We start from the raw sequence: 20,279 nt of genomic DNA, 5'->3' as shown, positions 1-20,279 counted from the left end.
CTGCCAAAACGACCGCGAGACAACACTGAGCGTCAGCCGAGAGCCGCGGCTGACCGCTACCGCTGCCAAAACGACCGCGAGACAACACTGAGCGTCAGCCGAAAGCCGCGGCTGACCACCACCGCTGCCAAAACGACCGCGAAGCAACACTGGGCGTCAGCCGAGAGCCGCGGCTGACCGGCAGCGCTGCCAGGATGGCCGCGAAGCGGCGGTGGGGGTCGGCTGGACCCCGTGCTTCAGCCCGGCGGGCGCGCTGCGGCCGGGAGTAGCTGCCCGGCTCGCGCGGACTGGCGGGTGCGGCGTAGCTGCGTTCGGGGACGGGGCATGCCCGTACCTTTGACATGCACCTTGCACCGGATCTTCCTGGAGTTGACGGACCGTGACCACCGACCAGCCGGAACCGGCGCTGCCCGGCAGTGATCTGCAGATCGTCCGGCGGCAGCCGGGCGGGACGCCGGACGGCAGGCTGGCGGCGGCGCTCGGGGCCGCGCATCACAGCACGGATGTGCTGCACGAGCTGATGGCCGACCTGAACCAGTTCATGATGGTGTACAAATTCGGTCTCGCTGAGATGAACACCAAGATCACGATCCTGGCCGAGGAGCTGACTCACCGGGGGCGCGGGAATCCGATCGAGCACGTCCGGCCGCGGCTGAAGAGCACCGCGAGCCTGACCGCGAAGGCGCGGCGGCTGAATTGCCCGCTGACGTTCGACGACGTGCGGGCCCGGATCAAGGACATCGCCGGGATCCGGATCGTGTGCAGTTTCGTCTCCGACGTCTACACGGTGGCCGAAATGTTGACGCGCCAGCCGGACGTCCACCTCGTGGTGACCAAGGACTACATCGCGAAGCCGAAGCCGAACGGCTACCGGAGCCTGCACCTGATCGTGGAGATCCCGGTCTTCATGTCGGACCGGATGGTCGCCGTGCCGGTGGAGATTCAGCTACGGACCGTGGCGATGGATTTCTGGGCCAGCCTGGAGCACAAGATCTACTACAAGCACGACCCGGAGGTGCCGGCCACGCTGCGTGCCGAGCTGGTCGAGGCGGCCGAGGACGCCGCCCGCTGGGACCAGCGGATGGAACGCCTGCACCAGGAGATCCACGGCCCGCGCCGCTGACCAGCAGCGACGGCCGACCCGAATGGGCCGTCGTCCGCGGGCGCCGCTCAGCTTCCGCCTCCGCCTGCCGATCAGGGGGTGGGGACCGGGAGGGGACGAGGGTGCGAGACCGGCCCGAGGACGGGTTCACGCTGGTGGAGGTGGTGGTCGCCATCGCCCTGATCACCGTGGTGCTCACCTCGATGAGTGTGTTCTACCTGCGCAGCCTCGCCCTCGGTACGCACTGGGCCGGGCGCGAGGACGCGGTCCGGGTGGCCGCCACCGCGCTCGAGGAAGCCGCCGGCATGGGCACCGAAGTGCTCACCGGGCGTGACGAGGCCGGCGTCAACGCGCAGGAACTCGTGCCGGGCGTCGAGGAGTACCTGGAGGGCGGCCGGCAGGCGGCCGACGAGGACGCCGAGGACGGGGACGAGCCGAAACTGCCGACCGAGGGCCGGCCGGTCACGCTGAACGACGTCACCTACACCAAGCATTGGTACGTCCAGCAGTGCTGGCGGTCCGCCTCCGTCGCGAACACCTGCACCGCCGCGAACGAGAGCAAACCAGACGCGGTCGGCTTCCTGCGCGTGGTCGTGGCCGTGCAGTGGCCGGACCGGGAATGCGCCGACGGCCTCTGCGCCTACTTCATGGCCACCCTGATCAACGCCGACGAGGACCCGCTCTTCCCGCTGCCACCGACCACCTCGGTGACCACGAGCCCCACCCCGTCCCCGTCCCCGAGCCCAAGCGCGAGCCCCAGCCCGAGCACCGGCACCCCGGCCGCGATCTGGGCGAACCGGGCCACCAACGGCACCAACCCGGCCGCGCTGTGGCTGGCCTCGGCGAATCTGACCGTCACCGGCGCCGTGCACACCAACGCCGACCTGTACATCGCCGGCACCGGCATCGTGATCTCCCCCAGCGTCGAGTACGTGACCAGCCAGTACGTCAGCGGCGGCACGGTGCCGAGCACGGTGAAGGTCAGCGCGAGCCAGCCGGTCAACGCCAAGGTGGTCGCGAACTACGCGCCCGGCGCCGCCGCGGCGCTCGCTGCCGGCAGCGGCTATCACGAGGTGCCGGCGTCCTCGTGCAAGTCCGGGACCTGGACGTACGCCGGAGTCCCGGCCACCGCCACCGTGGTCTACGTGCCGTGTGCGGTAGCCGTCACCACGAACATGACCCCGCTCCTGGTCGCCACCGGCGCCATCACCGTCGCGATGTCCTCGGTGACGCTCGGCGGCGGCCTGCTGAGCAGCTCCACCGCCGACCCGGCGATCACCATCTCCGGCTCGTACGCCAAGGTCAACGGCAGCATCCAGGCGCTCAACGGCGGCGTGCAGCTGCTCGGCTCCTACGGCGTCGTCAAGTGCGGCGTCATGGGCGACACCGTGCAGGTCCGGGGCGCCGACATCACCATCACCGCGGACAGCTCATGCACGTGACCGACGAGCGCGACGACGCCGGGGTGACGCTGCTCGAGATGGTGGTCGCCATGGGCATCATGAGCGTGTTCATGTCGCTGTTCACCGCCGGCATCGTGCAGATGTACCGGACCGCGACGACGGCGGAGACCACCCAGGTCCTGCAGAGCCGGCTCAACCTGGTCTTCGAGCGCCTGGACGCGGAGATCCGGTACGCCTCCGCGATCACCGAGCCCGGCGAGCCGACCGGCCTCGGCTGGAACGTGGAGTACCTCAACGTCAACGGCGCCGAACCGGTCTGCACCCAGCTGCGCCTGCTCGACCGGAAGTTGCAGCGCCGCACCTGGGTGGCGGGCGAAACCCCGTCCGGCGGCTGGCGGGTGCTCGCCACCGAGGTCACCAACACCGAGCCGTTCGCCCGGGAGGCCAGCGACGGGCAGTGGTTCCAGCTGCGGCTGAGGATGACCGTCGCGTACGCGTCGTCCAGTCATTCCACCGAGTTCCTGTTCACCGCGATGAACTCGAACACCGGCGACGCCGACGCGTTCTGCACCGAGGGGCGGTCCCGGCCGTGAGGGTGAAGGACGAACGCGGGTCGCTGCCCCTGGCCATCCTGGTGGCCGCCGCCGGGCTGGCGATCACCGGCCTGCTCAGCACCGCCCTGCTCAGCCAGGTCAAGGACGTGCGCCGGGTCGCCGAACGTGGCCGGGCCCTCGGCGCGGCGGAAGCCGGTCTGCAGGTCGCGCTCGGCTACATCCGGGCGGCCGCGGACAGCAAGGGGAACGGGGATCCGGCCGCGCTGCCGTGCGGCACGCTGCAGGGCCCGGTCTCGGAGGCGCCGGGGAACGCGTACCGGGTGGAGGTGACGTATCTGAGCGCGAGTGGCGGACAGCTGAGCTGTCCGCCGACCCAGACCCCGGCCACCGCGCGGCTGAAGTCGTGGGACGTCACCGACGGCTCGGCCGGCGGCGCCAGTTTCGACGCCACGGTGAGCCCCCGCGTGCTGGAGGCGACTTACCGGTTCCAGACCCCGCAGGCCCAGACGCCGAAGGGACTGATCCGCAACTATCCGTCGGGCAGCCTGTGCATGGACGCCGGCGACAGGGATCCGCCGACGGCCGGCGCCGAGGTCTGGATGCGCAGGTGCGACGCGGCCCGGCCGAACCGGCAGATGTTCGCGTACGTGAAGAGCATGGCCATCGCGCACCCGAAGCCGGCGCAGTCCAGCGGCGTGGACATGTGCCTGGACGCCGTCAGGCCGGCCACCGGGAGCTCGGTCCCGGTCACCTTCCAGCCGTGCGCGGTGGCGATCGACGACACCACGACCCAGTCGCCGGCCCGGCAGCTCTGGACGCTGTCGAAGAACTTCGCCGGGTTTCTGGGCACCGACGACGCCAAGACCACCAACGGCTGGTGCATCACCCTGGAGAGCCCGGCGGCCGACGAGACCCGGCTCATTTACAAAACTTGCCCGGGTACGACCTACAACTCCAGCACCACGATGCAGCCCGAGCAGGCCGTCGGCGCGGGCGCGGCCGGCGCGAGCACCGAGCAGCTGGTGAACTACGAGCAGTTCGGCCGCTGCCTGGACGTCACCGAGGGCAACGTCAACTACGGCGCGCTGATCGTCTGGCCCTGCACGGCCGAGCCGGTGGCGGCGAACATCTCCTGGAACCAGCGGTGGACGCTGCCGGCGACGACCGGGAAGGTGACCGTCACCTACACCTCGAAGGGCGTCTCCACCCTGTACTGCCTGAAGAGCCCACGCTCGACGGCGACCGGGCAGGTCGTCACGATCACCAAGTGCAGCGGCGCGGCCACCGCCGACATCACCTGGACCCGGTACGCCGAGCACGACGACAACGACAAGTCGTACACCCTGGTCGACTCGGCGGGGTTCTGCCTGGAGTCCAGCACGACCCAGCTCTACACGCGGCTCGGCGACCGGATCGGCAAGGCGGTCGTCGGCAAGTGCGACGGCCGGGACCTGCAGAAATGGAACGGTGTGCGCCCGACCGGGGCCGGGCTGAGCGACCTGCAGGAGAAATGAGGCCGCCCCGGCGCCCCCGAGGCGCCGGGACGGCCACCGGTCGTCAGCCGTCGATGTCGAACACCGGCGGGACGGTCAGGGTACGGGCGTCGGGCGTACCGCCGAGGACGATCTGCCGCAGCGCCGAGTTGTTCTTCGTGTCCAGTTCGGCGAGCCGGTTCTCCGGGTTCGCCAGCACCTGGATCCAGTACGTGCCGTTCGGCAGGTCGGTGATCTCGAAGGACTGGCCGGGCAGCGACTGGTGGTAGGTGTCGCCGTTGCCGATGTCCAGCACCTCACGCACCGCGACCACGGTGTCGGCGCCGCACGAGGTGGACAGGTCGGTGTTCTCCGGCTGCCACTTCGCCTGCGGGATCGTGTAGTCCACCGCGTCGGTGTTGGCCAGGCAGAACGCTTCCTTGCCGCTGCGCACCGCGAGCTTCTGGTCGGCGGCGAGCAGGTTGTACTGGGCGAAGTCGGTGAAGTGCCAGTGCATGTGGCCCTCGCGGGCGTCCCACTCCATCGTCCCGGCCGCCTTCGACCCGACCTGGTTGCCCTTGGCGTCGAAGAAGTACTGGTACGCGTCCATCAGCTCGGTGCCGGTGCGGCGGAACCCGTCGACCAGCAACGGCGAGGTCCCGGCGTTCCAGACCGTGGCGGCGAAGTTGACGTACCACTTGCCGTCGATCTCCTCGAGCTCGATCCCCCAGGCCGGCAGCGACTTGAGGTCCGGCTTGGGTCCGCTCTTGGGCGCCGCCTTCAGCGTGGTGGGCCGCTTCGCCGGGGCCCGGAACTCCGGCAGGTACGACGACACCTGCCGCGCCGCGTCCCCCTCGGAAGCGTGCTCGGCATGCTCGTCGGTGGTGGGCACCGCGGCCGGCTCCTCGAGCGCGTCCGCCTTCATCGCGCGGGCCAGCCCCTCCTCGCCCTCACGCTGCTCGACCACGGTGAGCCCGATCGTCACGTCGCCCTGGTCCGCGGGAACGCCGAACAGCTCCCGGTAGCGCGGGTTGAGCGCGACCTTCGCGGAGTACTTGCCGGCCGGCAGGTCGAACTGGCCGGTCTCCTCGCTGTACGGCGGCTGGTCCGCCACCGACGTGCTCCACCCGGCCTGCACACCCCACACCGCGCCGAGCGTGAACGGGTTCTGCCCGTTGCCGCAGGACGTCGGGTACGGGTTGGTGGCCGGAGCGTCCGGCCGGGTCCGCGCCGACGACCAGGTGGTGCCGCAGAACGGCGTCGAGTATTCGGTCACCGGCGCCCCCGCCTCGTCGGTGATCGAGATCGTGACGAAGTCCTTCAGACCGTTGAAGTCGGTGACCGTGCCGGCCGGCAGCGCCACCCGCTTCTTCTTGCCCTTCTCGGTGACGATCTTCTCGGCCACGATCGGCTTGTCGTAGCCGGTCCGGCGCGCCTGGATCTCGAAGGCGTCCTTGCCCGCGATCACGTGCAGCCCCAGGTCCATCGAGAACCACACGTCGTCACCGGAGACATACCGGTACGCGGTGACGGCCTGGGTGGCGGACACGAAGGAGAGCGGTGGCGGCGTGGCGGCGGCCTGGGCCACACCGACACCGGCGGCGGTCAGCCCGAGCGTCACTGCGGCCGCGCCGGCGGCCAGCAGGCGGGTACGGCGACGATTCTTCGTCGGGTCAGTCATGAGGTCCTTCCCGTCGGGGCGGCCGTCGGTGAGGCGGCCGCCTGCCCGGCCATCCAACGTGGAGCCCTGTGAGATTCCTGTGAAGACGACTGTCGATGGCACGAACTCGGGAGGATCCCGGCCCATCCGCGTGGCCCCGGCCCGCGAATCCCTGGCACCACCGACGGGAGGACAACCGCCATGCGCCAGGTCGCCAAATACTCGGCCGTCGCCGCGCTCGGCGTCGCCCTGGTCGTCGTCACCGGGGCGCTGCTCACCCCGCGTGACGCGGACCGGGCGGCGCCCGTGCTCGCGGTGCCCGCCGATCCCATCGCCGCGGCTCAGCTCCGGCTCGAGCAGCTGCCCGGGGACTGGACGACGTGGGCCGAGCTGGGGATGGCGTACGTACAGCGGGCCCGGGTGACCGCGAACCCGGCCGACTATCCACTGGCGCAGCGTGCTCTGGAGAAGTCCCTCGAGGTTCGGCCGAAGGAGAACGCGGCGGCGCTGACCGGGCTGGGCGCGCTCGCGGCGGCGCGCCACGACTTCCCGACGGCGTTGAAACAGGGGCAGGCGGCGCTCGCGGTGGACCCGTACCGGGCGTCGGCGTTCGGCGTGGTCGCGGACGCGCTGACCGAAATCGGTCGCTATCCGGAGGCGTTCGACACGGTGCAGCGGATGGCGGATCTGCGGCCGGACACGGCGTCGTTCGCGCGGGCCTCGTACACCTGGGAACTGCGCGGCGACCTCGCCCGCGCGACGGATGCCATGCAGCGCGCCCTGACCGCCGCGGGTAGCCTGGCCGACGCCGCCTTCGCGCGCTACCACCTGGGCGAACTCGCCTACTCCGCCGGCGATCTGGACACCGCGGCGATGCACTTCACCGAGGGGTTGCGGCTCGACCCCGCCTATCCGCCGCTGCGGATCGGGCAGGCCCGGGTGCGGATCGCGCGCGGCGACACCGCGACCGGCATCAGCGAGTACCGCGCCGTGATCGCGACCGTGCCGAGTCCCGCCTACGCCGCCGAGTTCGGCGACGTGCTGACCGCGAATGGTCAGGGTACGGCCGGCAGCCGGCAGTACGCCCTCGCCCGCGCCGCCTGGACCGGATCGCCCGAGCCGGAGAGCGTGCTGTTCGCCGCCGACCAGCGCGAACCGGGCGCCGTGCAGGCGGCCCGCACGCTCTATGCCCGGCAGCCCGGGATAGCCGCCGCGGACGCTCTGGCCTGGGCGTTGCGCTCGGCAGGCAAGCCCGCCGAGGCACTTCCCAAGGCCGACGAGGCACTGCGATTGGGTACGCGCAGCGCGCTGCTCCACTACCACCGCGGCATGATCCTGTTCGACCTGGACCGGCGGGACGAGGCGCGGGCGTCACTGACCACGGCGCTGCGGCTGAACCCGCACTTCTCGGTGCGGCATGCGGCGACGGCGCGTACCACCCTGGCCGCGCTCGGCGGTGCCCAGTGAGGCTTCTTCAGCGCATCGCCGTCGCCTGCGCAGTCGTCATCGGACTGCTCATCGCCGCGAGCCCGGCCTCCGCCCACCCGCTGGGACGGTTCACCGTCAACCAGTACGCGGGCCTGCGCATCGCCGCCGAAGCGGTGCACGTGGACTACGTCGTGGACCTTGCCGAGCTGCCGGCCTTCCAGGCACGCAGCGAGCAGGTGGACACCGACGCGGACGGGGCCGTCTCGCCCGCCGAAGCCTCCCGGTACGCGGCTACGGCCTGCGCCGACGATGCCGGGCAGCTACGGGTGACCGTGGCGGGCGAGACGGTCCCCTTGACGGTGAGCCGGTCGGCGGTCACCTTCCCGCCCGGCGAAGGCGGGCTGGTCACGCTCCGGCTCGAATGCGCGCTGCTCGCCGCCGTCACCGTGCCGGACCCGGCGACCGTCACCTTCCGCAACGACGCACACCCTTCGTCGATCGGCTGGCGGGAGATCACCGCCACCGGGGACGGGTTCGCGCTGACCAGCAGTGATGTGCCGGAATCCAGTGTCAGTGGGCGGCTCAGCGCGTACCCCGAAGATCCTTTGACCTCGCCCTCGGATGTCCGCTCAGCCACCGTCGCGGTGCGGGCGTCCGCGGATGCGGTGCCCGCAGGCAGCGCCCTCGCCGCGCCGCGGCAGGCGGTCGACCGGCTGACGGCCGCGTTCACCGGCGTCGTGGAACGGCAGCGGCTGACCTTCGGCCTCGCGCTGCTCGGCATCGCCCTCGCCATGGTGCTCGGTGCGGCGCATGCCCTGGCGCCCGGCCACGGAAAGACGGTGATGGCGGCGGTCCTGGTGGGCGAGCGGGGCACGTGGCGGCAGGCCGCGGTGATCGCCGGAAGCGTCACGGTCACGCACACGGCTGGGGTGCTGGTGCTGGGGGCGACCCTGGCTACATCGGTGACCTTCGCGCCGGAGCGTCTTTACGGGGTGCTCGCGGCGGTCAGTGGGGTGCTGCTCGCGGGTGTGGGTCTCAGCCTGCTGCGCCGCGCGCTGCGCGCCCGCAAACATCCCCACCACGACCATGCGCACCACGGGGTTGCCCATGACGCCGCCGCGCCCGACCCGGATGCTGCCGCCGCTGCTGTGCATGATCACGACCTCGGCGGTGGTCGCCCTGAGACCGGCCCGGTACCAGCTGCGACAGCCCTCCCTGGCCAGGCGGCCCACCACGGGGCCGCGCCCGGGCCGGACGCGCCGGCCGCCCGACATGACCACGAGCGCAGTGACGACCGCTCCACAACAGCCACTCAGCACGGGGCCGCCCACGCTGCCGCGACGCCGGCATCGGTCGTGGCAGTCATCCACCAGAAACGCACCGCCACGCCGCCATCGGTCGCGGCAGCCGCCCACCACGAACGCACCACCGCGCCGCCATCGGTCGCGGCAGCCGCCCACCACGGCCACGGGCACAGCCATTCTCATGGGCACAGCCATCCTCATGGGCACGGCCACCAACACGGGCACAGCCACCATCATGGGCCGATCAGCCTGCGCAGCTTGCTCACGCTCGGCTTCGCCGGAGGGCTGCTGCCCAGCCCATCCGCGGTGGTGGTGCTGCTCGGCGCGGTCGCCCTGGGCCGTCCCTGGTACGGAGTCCTACTCGTCGTGACCTACGGACTGGGCATGGCCGTCGCTCTGACCAGCATCGGGCTCGCCCTCGGCCGCTGGGGCCCCGCCCTCGGACGCCGGCTCCCGCAACGGCTGACCCGCTGGCGCCCAGCCGTGCCGGTGCTCACCGCCGCGCTGATCGTGCTGGTCGGGCTGAGCCTCACCGCCCAGGCCCTGCTCGCCCAGACCTGACATCGCCATCATTACCGGCCACAGCGACGGCTCCGCTGCCCCCGCCAGCCGGCGGCCTCCACGCCGCCGGCAGAGCAGCGTTGCCCGCTCCAACGAGGGACGGCCCACGCATGCGGCCGCCGTGATCACGTGATCAACGACCAGCAGAGTGGCCCAGCTGGCACTGAGGCATGGAATACCGCAGCAATAACGTGCACCACCGCCAGCCGACACAGCCCAGCTGGCACTGAGGCATGGAATGCGGCAGCAATAACCTGCATCACCGCCAGCCGGGTCGGCTCGGCCCTCGTCCGGACAACCTGATCTTGGCGGAGTTCCGCGACTGCGCGACGGCCTGGCTGTGCGGCGCAGAGATTGTTACCGTCCAGTACGTGACGAAGGCTCTGGTTCTGGGTGGCGGCGGTGTCACCGGTATCGCGTGGGAATTGGGCGTGCTCTGCGGGCTCCAGCGGGCCGGGGTTCCGCTCGGGGACGCCGACGTGGTGATCGGGACGTCCGCCGGTTCGGTCGTGGGCACGGTGATTGCCGCGGGCATCGATCTGGAGGTCGCAGTGGCCCAGCAGGAGGTCGGCCACAACGGCGACCGCCGCGGCGAGACCCGGGACGGCGACGCAAGCCAAACCAGCGGCGCGGGCCAGAACAGCGGCGCGGGCCGGAACGGCGATGCAAGCCGGAACGGCGATGCAAGCCGGAACGGCGACGCAGGCCGGAGCAGCGGCGCTGGCCGGGACGGCGACGCAGGACGGAACGGCGGCGCGGAGGCACGGGCCGAGGGTGAGCGCCGAGGTGGGACCGGACGGCTGCTGGCGGCGCTGGCGGTGTTGACGGATCCGGCGGTGCCGGTTCGGGAGGGGCGGGTCCGGGTGGGTGAGTACGCGCTGGCGGCCACCACCCGGGACGAGGCGTCCTATGTTGCGGGAATGGCGGCGATCCTGCCGGTTCGGCAGTGGCCGAAGCGGGATCTGCGCATCACGGCGGTGGACACCGGCGACGGGCGCGATGTGGTCTTCGATGCGGCTTCGGGCGCGCCCCTCGAGCTGGCTGTCGCGGCCAGCTGTGCGGTGCCCGGCCTGATGCCGCCGATCACGATTGACGGCCGCCGCTACATGGACGGTGGGATCCGGCTCGGCGCCGGCGCCGACCTGGCTGCCGGGGCGGACCACCTGGTGGTGATCGCCCCGATGGCGTGGATCGACCGGGACCGGATCGAGACGGAGATGGCGTCGACCGGCGCGGGCAAGACCCTGCTGATCGATCCGGACGAAGCGGCGCTGGAGGCGATGGGCCAGAACTTCATGGATCCGGGTCGCCGGGCAGCCGCAGCCCGGGCCGGACTTCGCCAGGGCGCAGCCGTCGCCGACGCCGTCCGGGCTGTCTGGCCCAGCTGACGGTGAGCGTCGCATCGAACGCGAGCAAGCAGCCGTGGCGGTCAGCCACGAAAACCCAGCTGACCGCCAGCGCCCCAACCGACCCGAGCAAGCAGCACTGACGGTCAGCCACAACAACCAGCTGACCGCCAGCACCCCAACCCACCCGAGCAAGCAGCACTGACGGTCAGCCACAACAACCAGCTGACCGCCAGCACCCCAACCCACCCGAACAAGCAGCACTGACGGTCAGCCACAACAACCAGCTGACCGCCAGCACCCCAACCCACCCGAGCAAAGAGCACTGGCGGTCAGCCGCGACGGCCAGCTGACGGTGAGGGTTGCGTCCGGCGGAAGGAAGCAGCCGTGGCGGTCAGCCGCGACGGCCAGCTGACGGTGAGGGTTGCGTCCGGCGGGAGGAAGCAGCGGTGGCGGTCAGCCGCGACGGCCGGCTGACGGTGAGGGTTGCGTCCGGCGGGAGGAAGCAGCGGTGGCGGTCAGCCGGGACGGTGGAGCCGGTCAGGCGGGGTTGCGGAGGTTGTGGAGGGCTACGGCCAAGGCGACCAGGGCGGCGGCCAGCAGGACGGTGAAGGCTGGGCCGTAGCTGGCGGTGAGCTGGAAGGAGACGGCGAGCAGCAGCGGGGTGAGGAAGCCGGCGATTCCGGCCGCCGCGCTCACCACGCCGGTCACCAGGCCGACCATCAGGGGTGGGGCGGTGTGGCCGATCTGGGTGAGTACCGCGCTGCTGGAGACGCCGAGGCCGACGGCCAGGACGGGCAGGACGGCGGCCAGGAAGATCGGCAGGGGCGGGGTGAAGGCCTGCACCGCGGTGGCCACGGTCAGCGCGGTCAGGGCGATCACCAGCGGGCGGGCGGGGCCGAAGCGGTCGGCCAGCCAGCCGCCGATCGGGCGCATCGCCACGCCGACGACGACGAACGCGGCCATCACGTCACCGGCCCGGGCGGGGCTCACGTCGTACGCATTGCCGAGGTAGACCGGCAGCGCGTTGGAGCAGGTGACGAAAAGGGCGAAGCCCAGGGCGTACCAGATGATGGAACGCCGGGTGATGGGGAGCCGCAGCGCGCTGGTGAGGCGGCCCCGGGCGCCGGCCGCGGGCACTGAGTGGCGTGGGGCGTCGCGCATGGCGGTGGCGCCCAGGATGCCGAAGGCTGCCAGCGCCGCGGAGCTGACCAGGAAAGGAGCAGCCATTCCGTACGCGTCGACGAGCCGAACCGCCGTCAGTCCGCCGAGCGCGCCGCCGCACAGCCCGGTGCCGAGGGCGCCGATGGCCAGGCCGCGGCGTTCGGGGAACCAGGCGCTGACGAACGGGACGCCCGCGGCGAAGGTCGTGCCGGCCGCGCCGAGCAGCACCGCGCCGGCCAGCAGGGCGGGTGCGGAGCGGTGACCGACCGTGGCGAGCACCAGCAGGGCCGTCATGGTCAGGGCGGTGACCAGCAGATACATTCGGCGGCTGCCGCGCCGGTCGGCCAGCGAGCCGACCGGGATCCGGCCGAGGGCGCCGACCACGACCGGCAGGGCGACGACGAGGGCCTGGGTCAGCGGGCTGAGACCGAGCGAGTCGCGCAGCAGCGGGGCCAGGGGGCCGAGCAGCGCCCAGGCCCACGCGGTGAGGAAGTAGCCGAGCAGCGCGATGACCAGCATGAATCGGCGGCGGGGCAGCGCGGCGGTGGCGGGTCGTGCAGGATCGGTCAGCACGCCCGGTCAGCCTAATTGACGGCGGCGACCTCGGGGAGATACAAAATCGGTCCCAAGATCAGCCGCAGCAGGAAGCCGGCCAAGGAACGGCCGTATGGAAAGCCGTCCCCGGATCGGCCGCGAGGAGAGCGATGAGCACGCAGCCGCTGACGCTGCCGGAACCGCCTCCGCGCGCACCCGAGTTCGGCCGGGAGTCGCTGATCGTCTGCGAGAGCCTGGTCCGGATCTATCAGACCGGGTCGATCGAGGTGCAGGCCCTGCAGGGGCTCGACCTGCTGGTGGAGGACGGCGAGATGGTCGCCGTGGTGGGCGCGTCCGGGTCGGGCAAGTCGACGCTCCTGGCCATCCTGGCCGGGATCGACGCGCCCACGGCCGGGCGGGCTCGGGTCGGCGAGTGGGATCTGCTGGCGATGTCGCGTACCGATCGGGTTCGCTACCGGCGGCACACCGTCGGGTTCGTCCGGCAGCAGACCGCGAGCAACCTGGTGCCGTACCTGACTGCCGCCCAGGTGGTGGACCTGCCGATGGCGGCCGCCGGTGTAGGCCGCCGGGCCCGGCGTGCCCGCGCCGCGGAGCTCCTCGAAGCGCTCGGGGTGGCCGACTGCGCGGACCGCAGGCCCGCGCAGATGTCCGGCGGACAGCAGCAGCGGGTGGCGATCGCGGTGGCGCTGGCCAACCAGCCGCGGGTGCTGTTCGCCGACGAGCCGACCGGTGAGCTGGACACCACCACCTCCGGTCAGGTGTTCGAGGCGTTGCGGCACGTCAACCGGGAGTTCGGGGTGACCGTCGTGGTGGTCACCCACGATCCGGAGGTGAGCGGGCAGGTGGAGCGGACCGTGGCGATCCGCGACGGGCGGACCAGCAGCGAGGTGCTGCGGCGTACCGCCACCGCGGAGAACGGGGACACCCACGTGATCGCGGAGGAGTACGCGGTGATGGACCGGGCCGGCCGGGTGCAGGTGCCGCGCGAGTACCGGGAGGCGCTGGAACTCACCCGGCGGGTCCGGCTGGCGCTGGAGGCCGACCACGTGGCGATCCACCCGGACCGCTCATGACCGCGCCGATCCTGCGCGTCCGCGGCGTCAACCGCACCTTCGGTGACGTGCACGCGCTGCGGGACGTGTCGTTCGACGTCGCCGCGGGCAGCATGGTCGCCCTGGTCGGCCGGTCCGGTTCGGGCAAGACCACGCTGCTCAACGTGATCGGCGGCCTGGACCGCCCGGACACCGGCAGCGTGGAGATCGACGGCACCGACGTCACCGGCCTCGACGAGGACGGGCTGTCGATGCTGCGGCGGGAGAAGGTGTCGTACGTCTTTCAGACGTTCGGCCTGATCCCGGTGCTCTCCGCCGCGGAGAACGTCGGCGCCCCGCTGCGCCTGGCCCGGATGTCCGCCGCCGACCGCGAACGCCGGGTCGCCCTGCTGCTCGAACTGGTCGGTCTGGCCGGCCACGCCAAGCAGCGGCCCGGCGAGCTGTCCGGCGGCCAGCAGCAGCGGGTGGCGATCGCCCGCGCCCTGGCCGCGTCGCCGCGCCTGCTGATCGCCGACGAGCCGACCGGGCAGCTGGACGCGGAGACCGGCCGGTCGGTGATGGCGCTGCTGCGCGGGGTGGTCGAGTCGGAAGGCGTCACGGCCCTGGTGTCCACGCACGACCCGGTGATGATGGCCCTCGCCGACCGGGTGATCCGGATCGGTGACGGGCGAATCGACGACGAGCAGTGCTGAGGCTGCTCACCGGGCGGGCCCGGGCGCAGTGGCAGCTGCTCGCCTCGCTGCTGGCGGTGGTCACCGTGGGCGCGACCCTGCTGGGGGTCTGTACGCTGCTGGTGACGCGTACGGCGGAGCAGGCTCTGGAGGTGGCGGCGTCCCGGGCGGCGCCGGAGGATGTCGAGGTCACCGCGTACACGGTGGCGATGACCGGCGACGATGCCCGGTCGGTGGCCGACGACACCCGCGCCCTGCTCACCGATGCGCTGGCGCCGTTCCGGGCCGGCACCGCCGCGCGGGCGTCGTCGGTGATGCGGTCGCTGGGCGAGGACTCGGTGGGCTACCTGTCCGCGGTCGAGGGCCTGCAACAGCGGGCCGAACTGGTGTCCGGCCGCTGGCCCGGAGCCGCTTCCGAAGTCGCCGTGCTGGAGCCGACCGCCCGCATGCTGGGGCTCAGGCCGGGAAGCCGGGTACGCCTCGGCGAGGAACGGGCCCGCGATCCCGCTCCGGCGCTGGACGTGACGGTGGCCGCTGTCGTACGCCCGCTGCCCGGCACCGGCTGGGACCGTGACCCGCTCGCCGGCACCGGCTACGACCTGGCCTATCGCGACGGCAGCGCGATGCAGCCGTCCCGCGCGTTCGGCCCGTTCCTGCTCGACCTCGGTGAGCTGCTCGGCAGCGGCTCGGCGATCGCCCGCCTGGAGATCACCGCGCGGCCCGATCTGTCCGCCCCCGACCAGCGCGATCTGGCAGCCGTCGCCGAATCCGTTCGCGGCGCGGACCGCCGCCTGGCCCGGGTCCTCGGCGACCGGGTGCAGATCGAGCGGATCGCCTCCGCGCTGCCGGCCGAACTGTCGTCCGCCCGCGACCAGCAGCAGGTCGTCAACGGCTCGGTGCTCGCGATCGCGGTGCTCGGCATCGTGCTGACCGGCGTCGCGCTGGCGCTCGCCGGGCGGCTCACCGCGGACGTCCGGGCCGCCGAGACCGCCCTGCTGACGGCGATCGGCACCGGCCGGGGCCGGCTGGCCCTGAACGCGATCCTGGAGGCCGGTGTCCTCGCCCTGCTGGGCGCCGCGCTGGCGATTCCGGCCTCCGCTGCGCTGCACTCGGCGCTCAGTCAGCTGCCGCCGCTGGCCGGCGCCGGGCTGGCCACCACGCCCGCGATCACCGGCGGCCAGGTTCTCGCGGTCACGCTTGGCGCCCTCGCCCTGGCGGTGCTGCTGGTCGGGCTCGCGGTGCGGCCCGCCCCGGCGGCCGGCGACCGCGGACGCCGCGAGCTGCTGGCCCGTTCCGGCGCCGACCTGCTGCTGGTGGCGCTCGCTGCGGGCGGCTGGTGGCAGCTGCGGGCTCAGCCCGCCGGTTCGAGCGCGCAGGTCGACACGGTACGGGTACTCGCGCCCGCCCTGCTGCTGACCGCCGGTTCCGCCCTCGCGTTGCGACTGGTGCCGCCCGCGCTGGCCGCCGCCGACCGGCTGGCCCGCCGGACCAACGGGCTCGCCCTCTCGCTCGCCGTCGCCGAGGCCGCGCGCCGCCCGCAGGCCACCGCCGCCGCCCTGCTGATCACGCTGGCCTGCGCGGCCGGCAGCTTCGGCGTGGCGTTCGACGCGACCTGGGACCGGTCGCAGCGCGATCAGGCGGCCCTGTCGGTGGGCACCGATCTGACTCTGACCCTCGCCGCTCCCCCGGTCGCCGGGCAGGGTGCGCTGGTGAGCGCGGCGACCGGCGGCACGGTCCGGCCGGCCACCGACCGGGGTGTCTCGGTGGGTCAGTGGCTGGGCCCGGCGGGAGACGTGCCGCGGCTGGTCGCGGTGGACGCGGGCCGGGCCGGGGAGCTGGTGCGGGGGCGGTTGGCGTCCGGGCGTACCTGGGCCGGGGTGGGCACGGCGCTCGCACCGCCGTCGCGTGCCGACGGCCTTCCCGTTCCGGCCGGATACGCCTTCACGTTCTCCGGGACGGCTGACCAGGCGCTCACCGTGACGCCGCGGCTGGTGCTGGAGGATGCCACCGGCTTGCGCACCACGTGCACCGGGACGCCACTGCCGCTCGACGGACGCGCGCACCGGCTGCCGGGCTGCGCGCCGGTCGAGGGCCTGCGCCTGGTCGCGGTCTCGCTGCCGGTCACCGGCGAGGCGATCAGCCCGGATCGTACGGACAGCAGCCGGCTCGCCTTCACACTTACCGTTCCGGACGCCGGTGGACAGTCCTGGAACGCCACATCGATCGAGCCGTACGCCGGCCGGCTCGCCGACCCGGCCGTCGAACTCGCCGGCGGCAGTCTGCGGGTGACCAGCACGGTCCGGCTCGGCGGCGCGCCGGACGCCGCGCGGGAACTGGCCGTCACAGCGTTCCCCGATCCCGGCCCGGTGCCGGTCGCCGTCTCCGAACGCCTCGCCGGCGACATCGGCGCGTCGCCCGGCGACCAGCTCGACGTGGCGGTGGGCACCACCCCGCTCACCGTCGAGGTGGCCGAGCTGGTCCCGGCGGTCCCGGGCGCGCCCGGCGCGGCGGCGGTGCTCGCCGACCTGGACACCCTGTCGCGGGCCCTGATGCTCCGCGGTGACCTCGAGTTCCCGGTGGACGCCTGGTGGGCCGGGCAGCCCTCGGCGGGCGCGGCCGAGCGGGCCGCGGGACTGCACCTCGGGCCGGTCACCACCCGCGACGGGGAGATCGCCCGGCTCAGCTCCGGGCCGGTGCCGGCCGGGCTGCCGGCGGTGCTGCGGCTGCTCGTACCGGCGGCGGCCCTGCTGCTGCTCGCCGGCCTGGTCCTGCACGTGACCAGCGACCTGCGGGTTCGCGCCCTGGAGGTGGCCCGGCTGCGCGGGCTGGGCATGACCCGCCGCGAGGTACGCCGCACCCTGCTCGGCCAGCACGCCCTGATCCTGCTGCCGATGTTCGTGGCCGGCGCCGCGGTCGGCGCGATCGGCACCCGCCTGGTGGCGCCGCTGCTGGTCCGCTCCGACACGGGTGCCGAGCCGGTGCCGGCGGTGGCGCCGCTGTGGCCGTGGGCCGCCGAGACCGCCCTGCTGGGATCGCTGCTGGCCGTGTGCACGCTCGCGGTAGGCGTCGTGGTCGTCCTGCAGTCCCGCAAGGCCGACGCCGCCCACCTGCGGGTGACGTCATGAAGCGGCTGCCGGCGCTGCACTGGGCGAGCATGGCCGGCCGCGCCCGCGCCGACGCCGGCCCGTTACTGCTCTGCGCCGCCGTGGTGGCGGTGATCAGTCTGCTCGCCGGCGCCGTGCCGGGGCTGCTGCGCGACACCGCCGACCAGGCGGTGCGGGAGGCCGTCCGGGAGGCCGGAGACCGGGCCGAGGTCACCGCGAGCGCACACTGGGAGCCGGACGACGGGCCGGGCGGCCGCTACCGGATGCCACACCTCGCCGAGGACATGGACGCGCTGCGCGACCGGACCCTGAACGAGCTCGGCAGCGGGCTGCGGGCCGCACTGGAACCGCCGGTCACCACCGCGGTCAGCAGCACGCTCAGCTTCACCGACGGCAGTGTGCTGCGGACCTTCCGGATGGCGTACCTGTCGACCGGCACCGGCCCGGAGGTGGTCTGGACGGCCGGCACCGCGCCCGGGCCGACCGTGCGGCAGGGCCGCGGCGACACGCTGGTGCCCTATTTCGGGCCGCCGTGGACGGTCCAGGCCGGCATTTCGGAGAGCGCCGCGAAGGTTCTGCGGGTCAAGCCGGGCGATCGGCTCGCGCTCGCCGACAACAATCGAAACACCAAGGATGTACGCGTGAGCGGCATCTTCCGCCCCGTCGACCGCTCCGACCCCGCCTGGCGGACCATGCCCTGGCTGCTCGACCCGGCGGCCGGGGCGGACGGGATCGGCTCCACCCGGTTCGGCGGGCTGCTCTCCGCCGAGTCGCTGCCGGACGCCCGGCTCGCCCTCGGCGTCGACCAGTTCGACCGGGCCGTCCGGTTCAGCCCCGACCCGGACGTGCTGACCTGGGAGTCGGCGCAGACGATCGCCGCGACCGCGGTGACGCTGAAGGCCGAGTCCGGGGCCACCGGCGAACTCGACACCTCCACGGTGTGGAACACCCAGCTCGACGCGGTGCTGCGGGAGGTGACCGGTCAGGTGCAGGCCGCGTCCGCGCAGGCTTCGGTGCTGCTCCTCGCTGTGCTGACCGCCGCTGTGCTGGTTCTGCTCCTCGCCGCCGACCTGCTGGTGCGCCGCCGAACGCCGGCGTTGGCGCTGGCCCGGCAGCGGGGCACCGGACTCACCGCCCTGGGCGGGGAACTCCTGCTCGAATCGGTCACGGTGGCGATGGCCGGAAGTCTCGTGGGGGTGCTGTTCGCGCGTACCCTCGTGCCGGTCGTCTCCTGGATCTGGGTGGCGCCGGTGGCGCTCGCGGCCGCCCTCGCCGCGCCGGTGTTCGGCGTGCTCGCCGCGGCCCGCGCCACCCGGGACCGCCGGGTGCCCGCCAACCGGTCGGCGCGCCGCTGGATCCGGCACACCGGCCTGCTGCGCCGCGCCGCCGCCGAACTCACGGTGGTCGCGGCGGCCGTCGCGGCCTTGATCGCCCTGCGCCAGCGCGGCGTCCTGCCCGGCCTGTCCGAGCCCGGCGGTGTCCAGGCAGGCACCGGAGCAGACGGCTTCGGCCTGTCCGGCGCGGCGACCAGCGGCTTGCTGCCCGGCGGCGCCTTGTCCGGTGGCTCGTCCGGCGGCTCGTCCGGCGGCTCGTCCGGTGCCTTGTCCGGCGACGCCTTGCTTGGCGCTGCAGGGATCAGCCTTCCGGCTGCCGCCCCGACACTGGCCGTTCTCGCCGGTGTGCTGATCCTGCTGCGGCTGCTTCCGCTCGGTCTCGCCCTCGGCCTGCGGGTCGCGCTGCGTTCCAGCCGTCCCCTGGCCGTGTTCGGCGCGGCCCGGGCCGCGGCCACCGCCGGCCGGGCGCTGCCGCTGCTCGCCCTGGTCGCCGCGACCGCGCTGGCATCGTTCGCGCTGACCATGAACGCCACCGTGCAGGCCGGCCTCGCCGACGGCGCCTGGCGGACGGTCGGCGCCGACGCCCGGCTCGACGTGGCGCCGAGCGCGGAGAAGTTCACCGCGGAGGTGGCCGGCCGGCTCGCTGCTGCGCCGGGCGTCCGCCATGCCGTCGCTGCCCGGGTCACCGACGCCGAACGGATCGTCACCGACGAGACCACGGTCTCCCCGGTCCTGGTCGCCGTGGACGCCGTCGCCTTCCAGCGGCTCCTGGCCGACACCCAGCTGCCGGCCGAACCCGGACTCAGCCGGCTCGCCACCCCCTCTGCCGGCCCGATTCCGGCACTGGTCCGCTCCGCCGACGGCGCTCTGCGGCCCGGCCTCGGGCTGGACCTGCTGCGCGACGGCGCCCCGGCGGTACGGCTTCAGGCCATCGGCGCTGCCCCCGCCGTGAACAACCTGCCGGACGTGGTGATCGTCGATGCCGCAGCCCTCACCGCCGCCGGGGTTTCCGCCGCGCCGAACACCATCTGGCTGACCGGGCCGGGCGCTGCGGCCGCCGTCGCGGCGAGCGGGGTCGAGGGTGAGGGCGTCGTGCGTACCGATGTGCTGCGAACTCGGCAGGAGGCGCCGCTGGTTGCCGGGCTGCTGGCGCTCGCGTGGGCGTCGGCGGCAACATTGCTGGCGCTGGGCCTGCTGGGCCTCGCCCTGGGCGCGGCAGCCGGCGCCCCGGATCGCTGGCAGACCCTGACCCGCCTGCGCACCCTCGGCCTGCGCCCGTCGGAGGCCCGCCGGGTAGCGGCCGGCGAACTACTCCCGGCGGTCGCCGTGGCAGCGATCGGCGGCCCGCTGCTGGCGGTGCTGCTCGCCTGGCTGACCTTCGACCCGCTGACGCTGCGGTTGCTCACCGCCCAGACCAACGACCCGACCCCGGCGCCCCCGTGGTGGCAGCTCGCCCTCCTCGCGGTCACACTGCTGGCCGCGGTCGCCGTGGTCGTCCCGCTCGAATCCACTTTGCGGCGTCGCCGCCGACTGGCCGAAGTCCTCCGAGTCGGCGAATAGGACATGAGC

The 20,279-nt window shown here is 73.2% G+C and carries 13 protein-coding genes; 11 read left to right on the top strand and 2 right to left on the bottom strand.

Annotation, left to right across the window (positions count from 1 at the left end; genetic code table 11):
• Nucleotides 1–379 precede the first annotated feature (379 nt).
• The 4 genes from OHA21_RS52035 (at nt 380) to OHA21_RS52020 (ending at nt 4,573) form a co-directional block, all read left to right on the top strand.
• Entirely contained in the window at nt 380–1,123 is a 744-nt protein-coding gene (locus tag OHA21_RS52035) for a GTP pyrophosphokinase (protein WP_328468539.1), read from the top strand.
• A 101-nt stretch (nt 1,124–1,224) separates the two neighbouring features.
• Complete coding sequence (locus OHA21_RS52030) at nt 1,225–2,544, top strand: type IV pilus modification PilV family protein (RefSeq protein ID WP_328468537.1); 1,320 nt, start codon at nt 1,225–1,227, stop codon at nt 2,542–2,544.
• A complete protein-coding gene (locus OHA21_RS52025) occupies nt 2,535–3,098 on the top strand; it encodes a PulJ/GspJ family protein (RefSeq protein ID WP_328468535.1) in 564 nt (187 codons plus the stop codon). Before OHA21_RS52030 ends, OHA21_RS52025 begins: the two co-directional genes overlap by 10 nt.
• Nucleotides 3,095–4,573 carry an RICIN domain-containing protein gene (locus OHA21_RS52020; RefSeq protein ID WP_328468533.1) on the top strand — a complete coding sequence of 493 codons (1,479 nt, stop codon included), beginning with the start codon at nt 3,095–3,097 and terminating at the stop codon, nt 4,571–4,573. The genes OHA21_RS52025 and OHA21_RS52020 overlap by 4 nt, the downstream gene beginning before the upstream one ends.
• 43 nt (nt 4,574–4,616) lie before the next feature.
• On the opposite strand, the gene OHA21_RS52015 is transcribed toward OHA21_RS52020, so the two are convergent.
• Entirely contained in the window at nt 4,617–6,212 is a 1,596-nt protein-coding gene (locus tag OHA21_RS52015; protein ID WP_328468531.1) for a lysyl oxidase family protein, read from the bottom strand.
• A gap of 180 nt (nt 6,213–6,392) precedes the next feature.
• On the opposite strand from OHA21_RS52015, the gene OHA21_RS52010 reads away from it, so the two are divergent.
• The 3 genes from OHA21_RS52010 to OHA21_RS52000 all read left to right on the top strand — a co-directional run bounded on the left by OHA21_RS52010 (nt 6,393) and on the right by OHA21_RS52000 (nt 10,872).
• Nucleotides 6,393–7,658, top strand: a complete 1,266-nt coding sequence (locus OHA21_RS52010) for a tetratricopeptide repeat protein (protein WP_328468529.1) — start codon at nt 6,393–6,395, stop codon at nt 7,656–7,658.
• Complete coding sequence (locus OHA21_RS52005; protein ID WP_328468527.1) at nt 7,655–9,484, top strand: urease accessory protein UreH domain-containing protein; 1,830 nt, start codon at nt 7,655–7,657, stop codon at nt 9,482–9,484. The genes OHA21_RS52010 and OHA21_RS52005 overlap by 4 nt, the downstream gene beginning before the upstream one ends.
• Before the next feature lie 371 nt (nt 9,485–9,855).
• Nucleotides 9,856–10,872, top strand: coding sequence for a patatin-like phospholipase family protein (locus tag OHA21_RS52000; protein WP_328468525.1), 1,017 nt, complete (start codon nt 9,856–9,858; stop codon nt 10,870–10,872).
• A 498-nt stretch (nt 10,873–11,370) separates the two neighbouring features.
• Here OHA21_RS52000 and OHA21_RS51995 read toward each other — a convergent pair whose 3' ends face one another.
• Entirely contained in the window at nt 11,371–12,567 is a 1,197-nt protein-coding gene (locus OHA21_RS51995) for an MFS transporter (RefSeq protein WP_328468523.1), read from the bottom strand.
• A 131-nt stretch (nt 12,568–12,698) separates the two neighbouring features.
• Between OHA21_RS51995 and OHA21_RS51990 the strand changes: the two genes are divergently transcribed.
• The 4 genes from OHA21_RS51990 to OHA21_RS51975 are packed head-to-tail and all read left to right on the top strand — an operon-like array spanning nt 12,699 to nt 20,270.
• A complete protein-coding gene (locus tag OHA21_RS51990) occupies nt 12,699–13,622 on the top strand; it encodes an ABC transporter ATP-binding protein (RefSeq protein WP_328468521.1) in 924 nt (307 codons plus the stop codon).
• Nucleotides 13,619–14,293, top strand: coding sequence for an ABC transporter ATP-binding protein (locus OHA21_RS51985; RefSeq protein WP_328468519.1), 675 nt, complete (start codon nt 13,619–13,621; stop codon nt 14,291–14,293). Before OHA21_RS51990 ends, OHA21_RS51985 begins: the two co-directional genes overlap by 4 nt.
• On the top strand, nt 14,287–17,397 hold the full coding sequence (locus OHA21_RS51980) for an ABC transporter permease (protein ID WP_328468517.1): 3,111 nt from the start codon (nt 14,287–14,289) through the stop codon (nt 17,395–17,397). The genes OHA21_RS51985 and OHA21_RS51980 overlap by 7 nt, the downstream gene beginning before the upstream one ends.
• Entirely contained in the window at nt 17,394–20,270 is a 2,877-nt protein-coding gene (locus OHA21_RS51975) for an ABC transporter permease (RefSeq protein ID WP_328468515.1), read from the top strand. Before OHA21_RS51980 ends, OHA21_RS51975 begins: the two co-directional genes overlap by 4 nt.
• Nucleotides 20,271–20,279: the final 9 nt, after the last annotated feature.

The sequence above is a fragment of the Actinoplanes sp. NBC_00393 genome (assembly GCF_036053395.1).
Lineage (GTDB): Bacteria > Actinomycetota > Actinomycetes > Mycobacteriales > Micromonosporaceae > Actinoplanes.
This window is presented reverse-complemented; position numbering and strand designations above follow the sequence as displayed.

Bases quoted from the DNA above. Each gene is read 5' to 3' on its own strand.
- OHA21_RS52025 (WP_328468535.1), top strand. From the start codon at position 2,535: ATGCACGTGACCGACGAGCGCGACGACGCCGGGGTGACGCTGCTCGAG.
- OHA21_RS52015 (WP_328468531.1), bottom strand. From the start codon at position 6,212: ATGACTGACCCGACGAAGAATCGTCGCCGTACCCGCCTGCTGGCCGCC.
- OHA21_RS52010 (WP_328468529.1), top strand. From the start codon at position 6,393: ATGCGCCAGGTCGCCAAATACTCGGCCGTCGCCGCGCTCGGCGTCGCC.
- OHA21_RS51990 (WP_328468521.1), top strand. From the start codon at position 12,699: ATGAGCACGCAGCCGCTGACGCTGCCGGAACCGCCTCCGCGCGCACCC.
- OHA21_RS51985 (WP_328468519.1), top strand. From the start codon at position 13,619: ATGACCGCGCCGATCCTGCGCGTCCGCGGCGTCAACCGCACCTTCGGT.
- OHA21_RS51975 (WP_328468515.1), top strand. From the start codon at position 17,394: ATGAAGCGGCTGCCGGCGCTGCACTGGGCGAGCATGGCCGGCCGCGCC.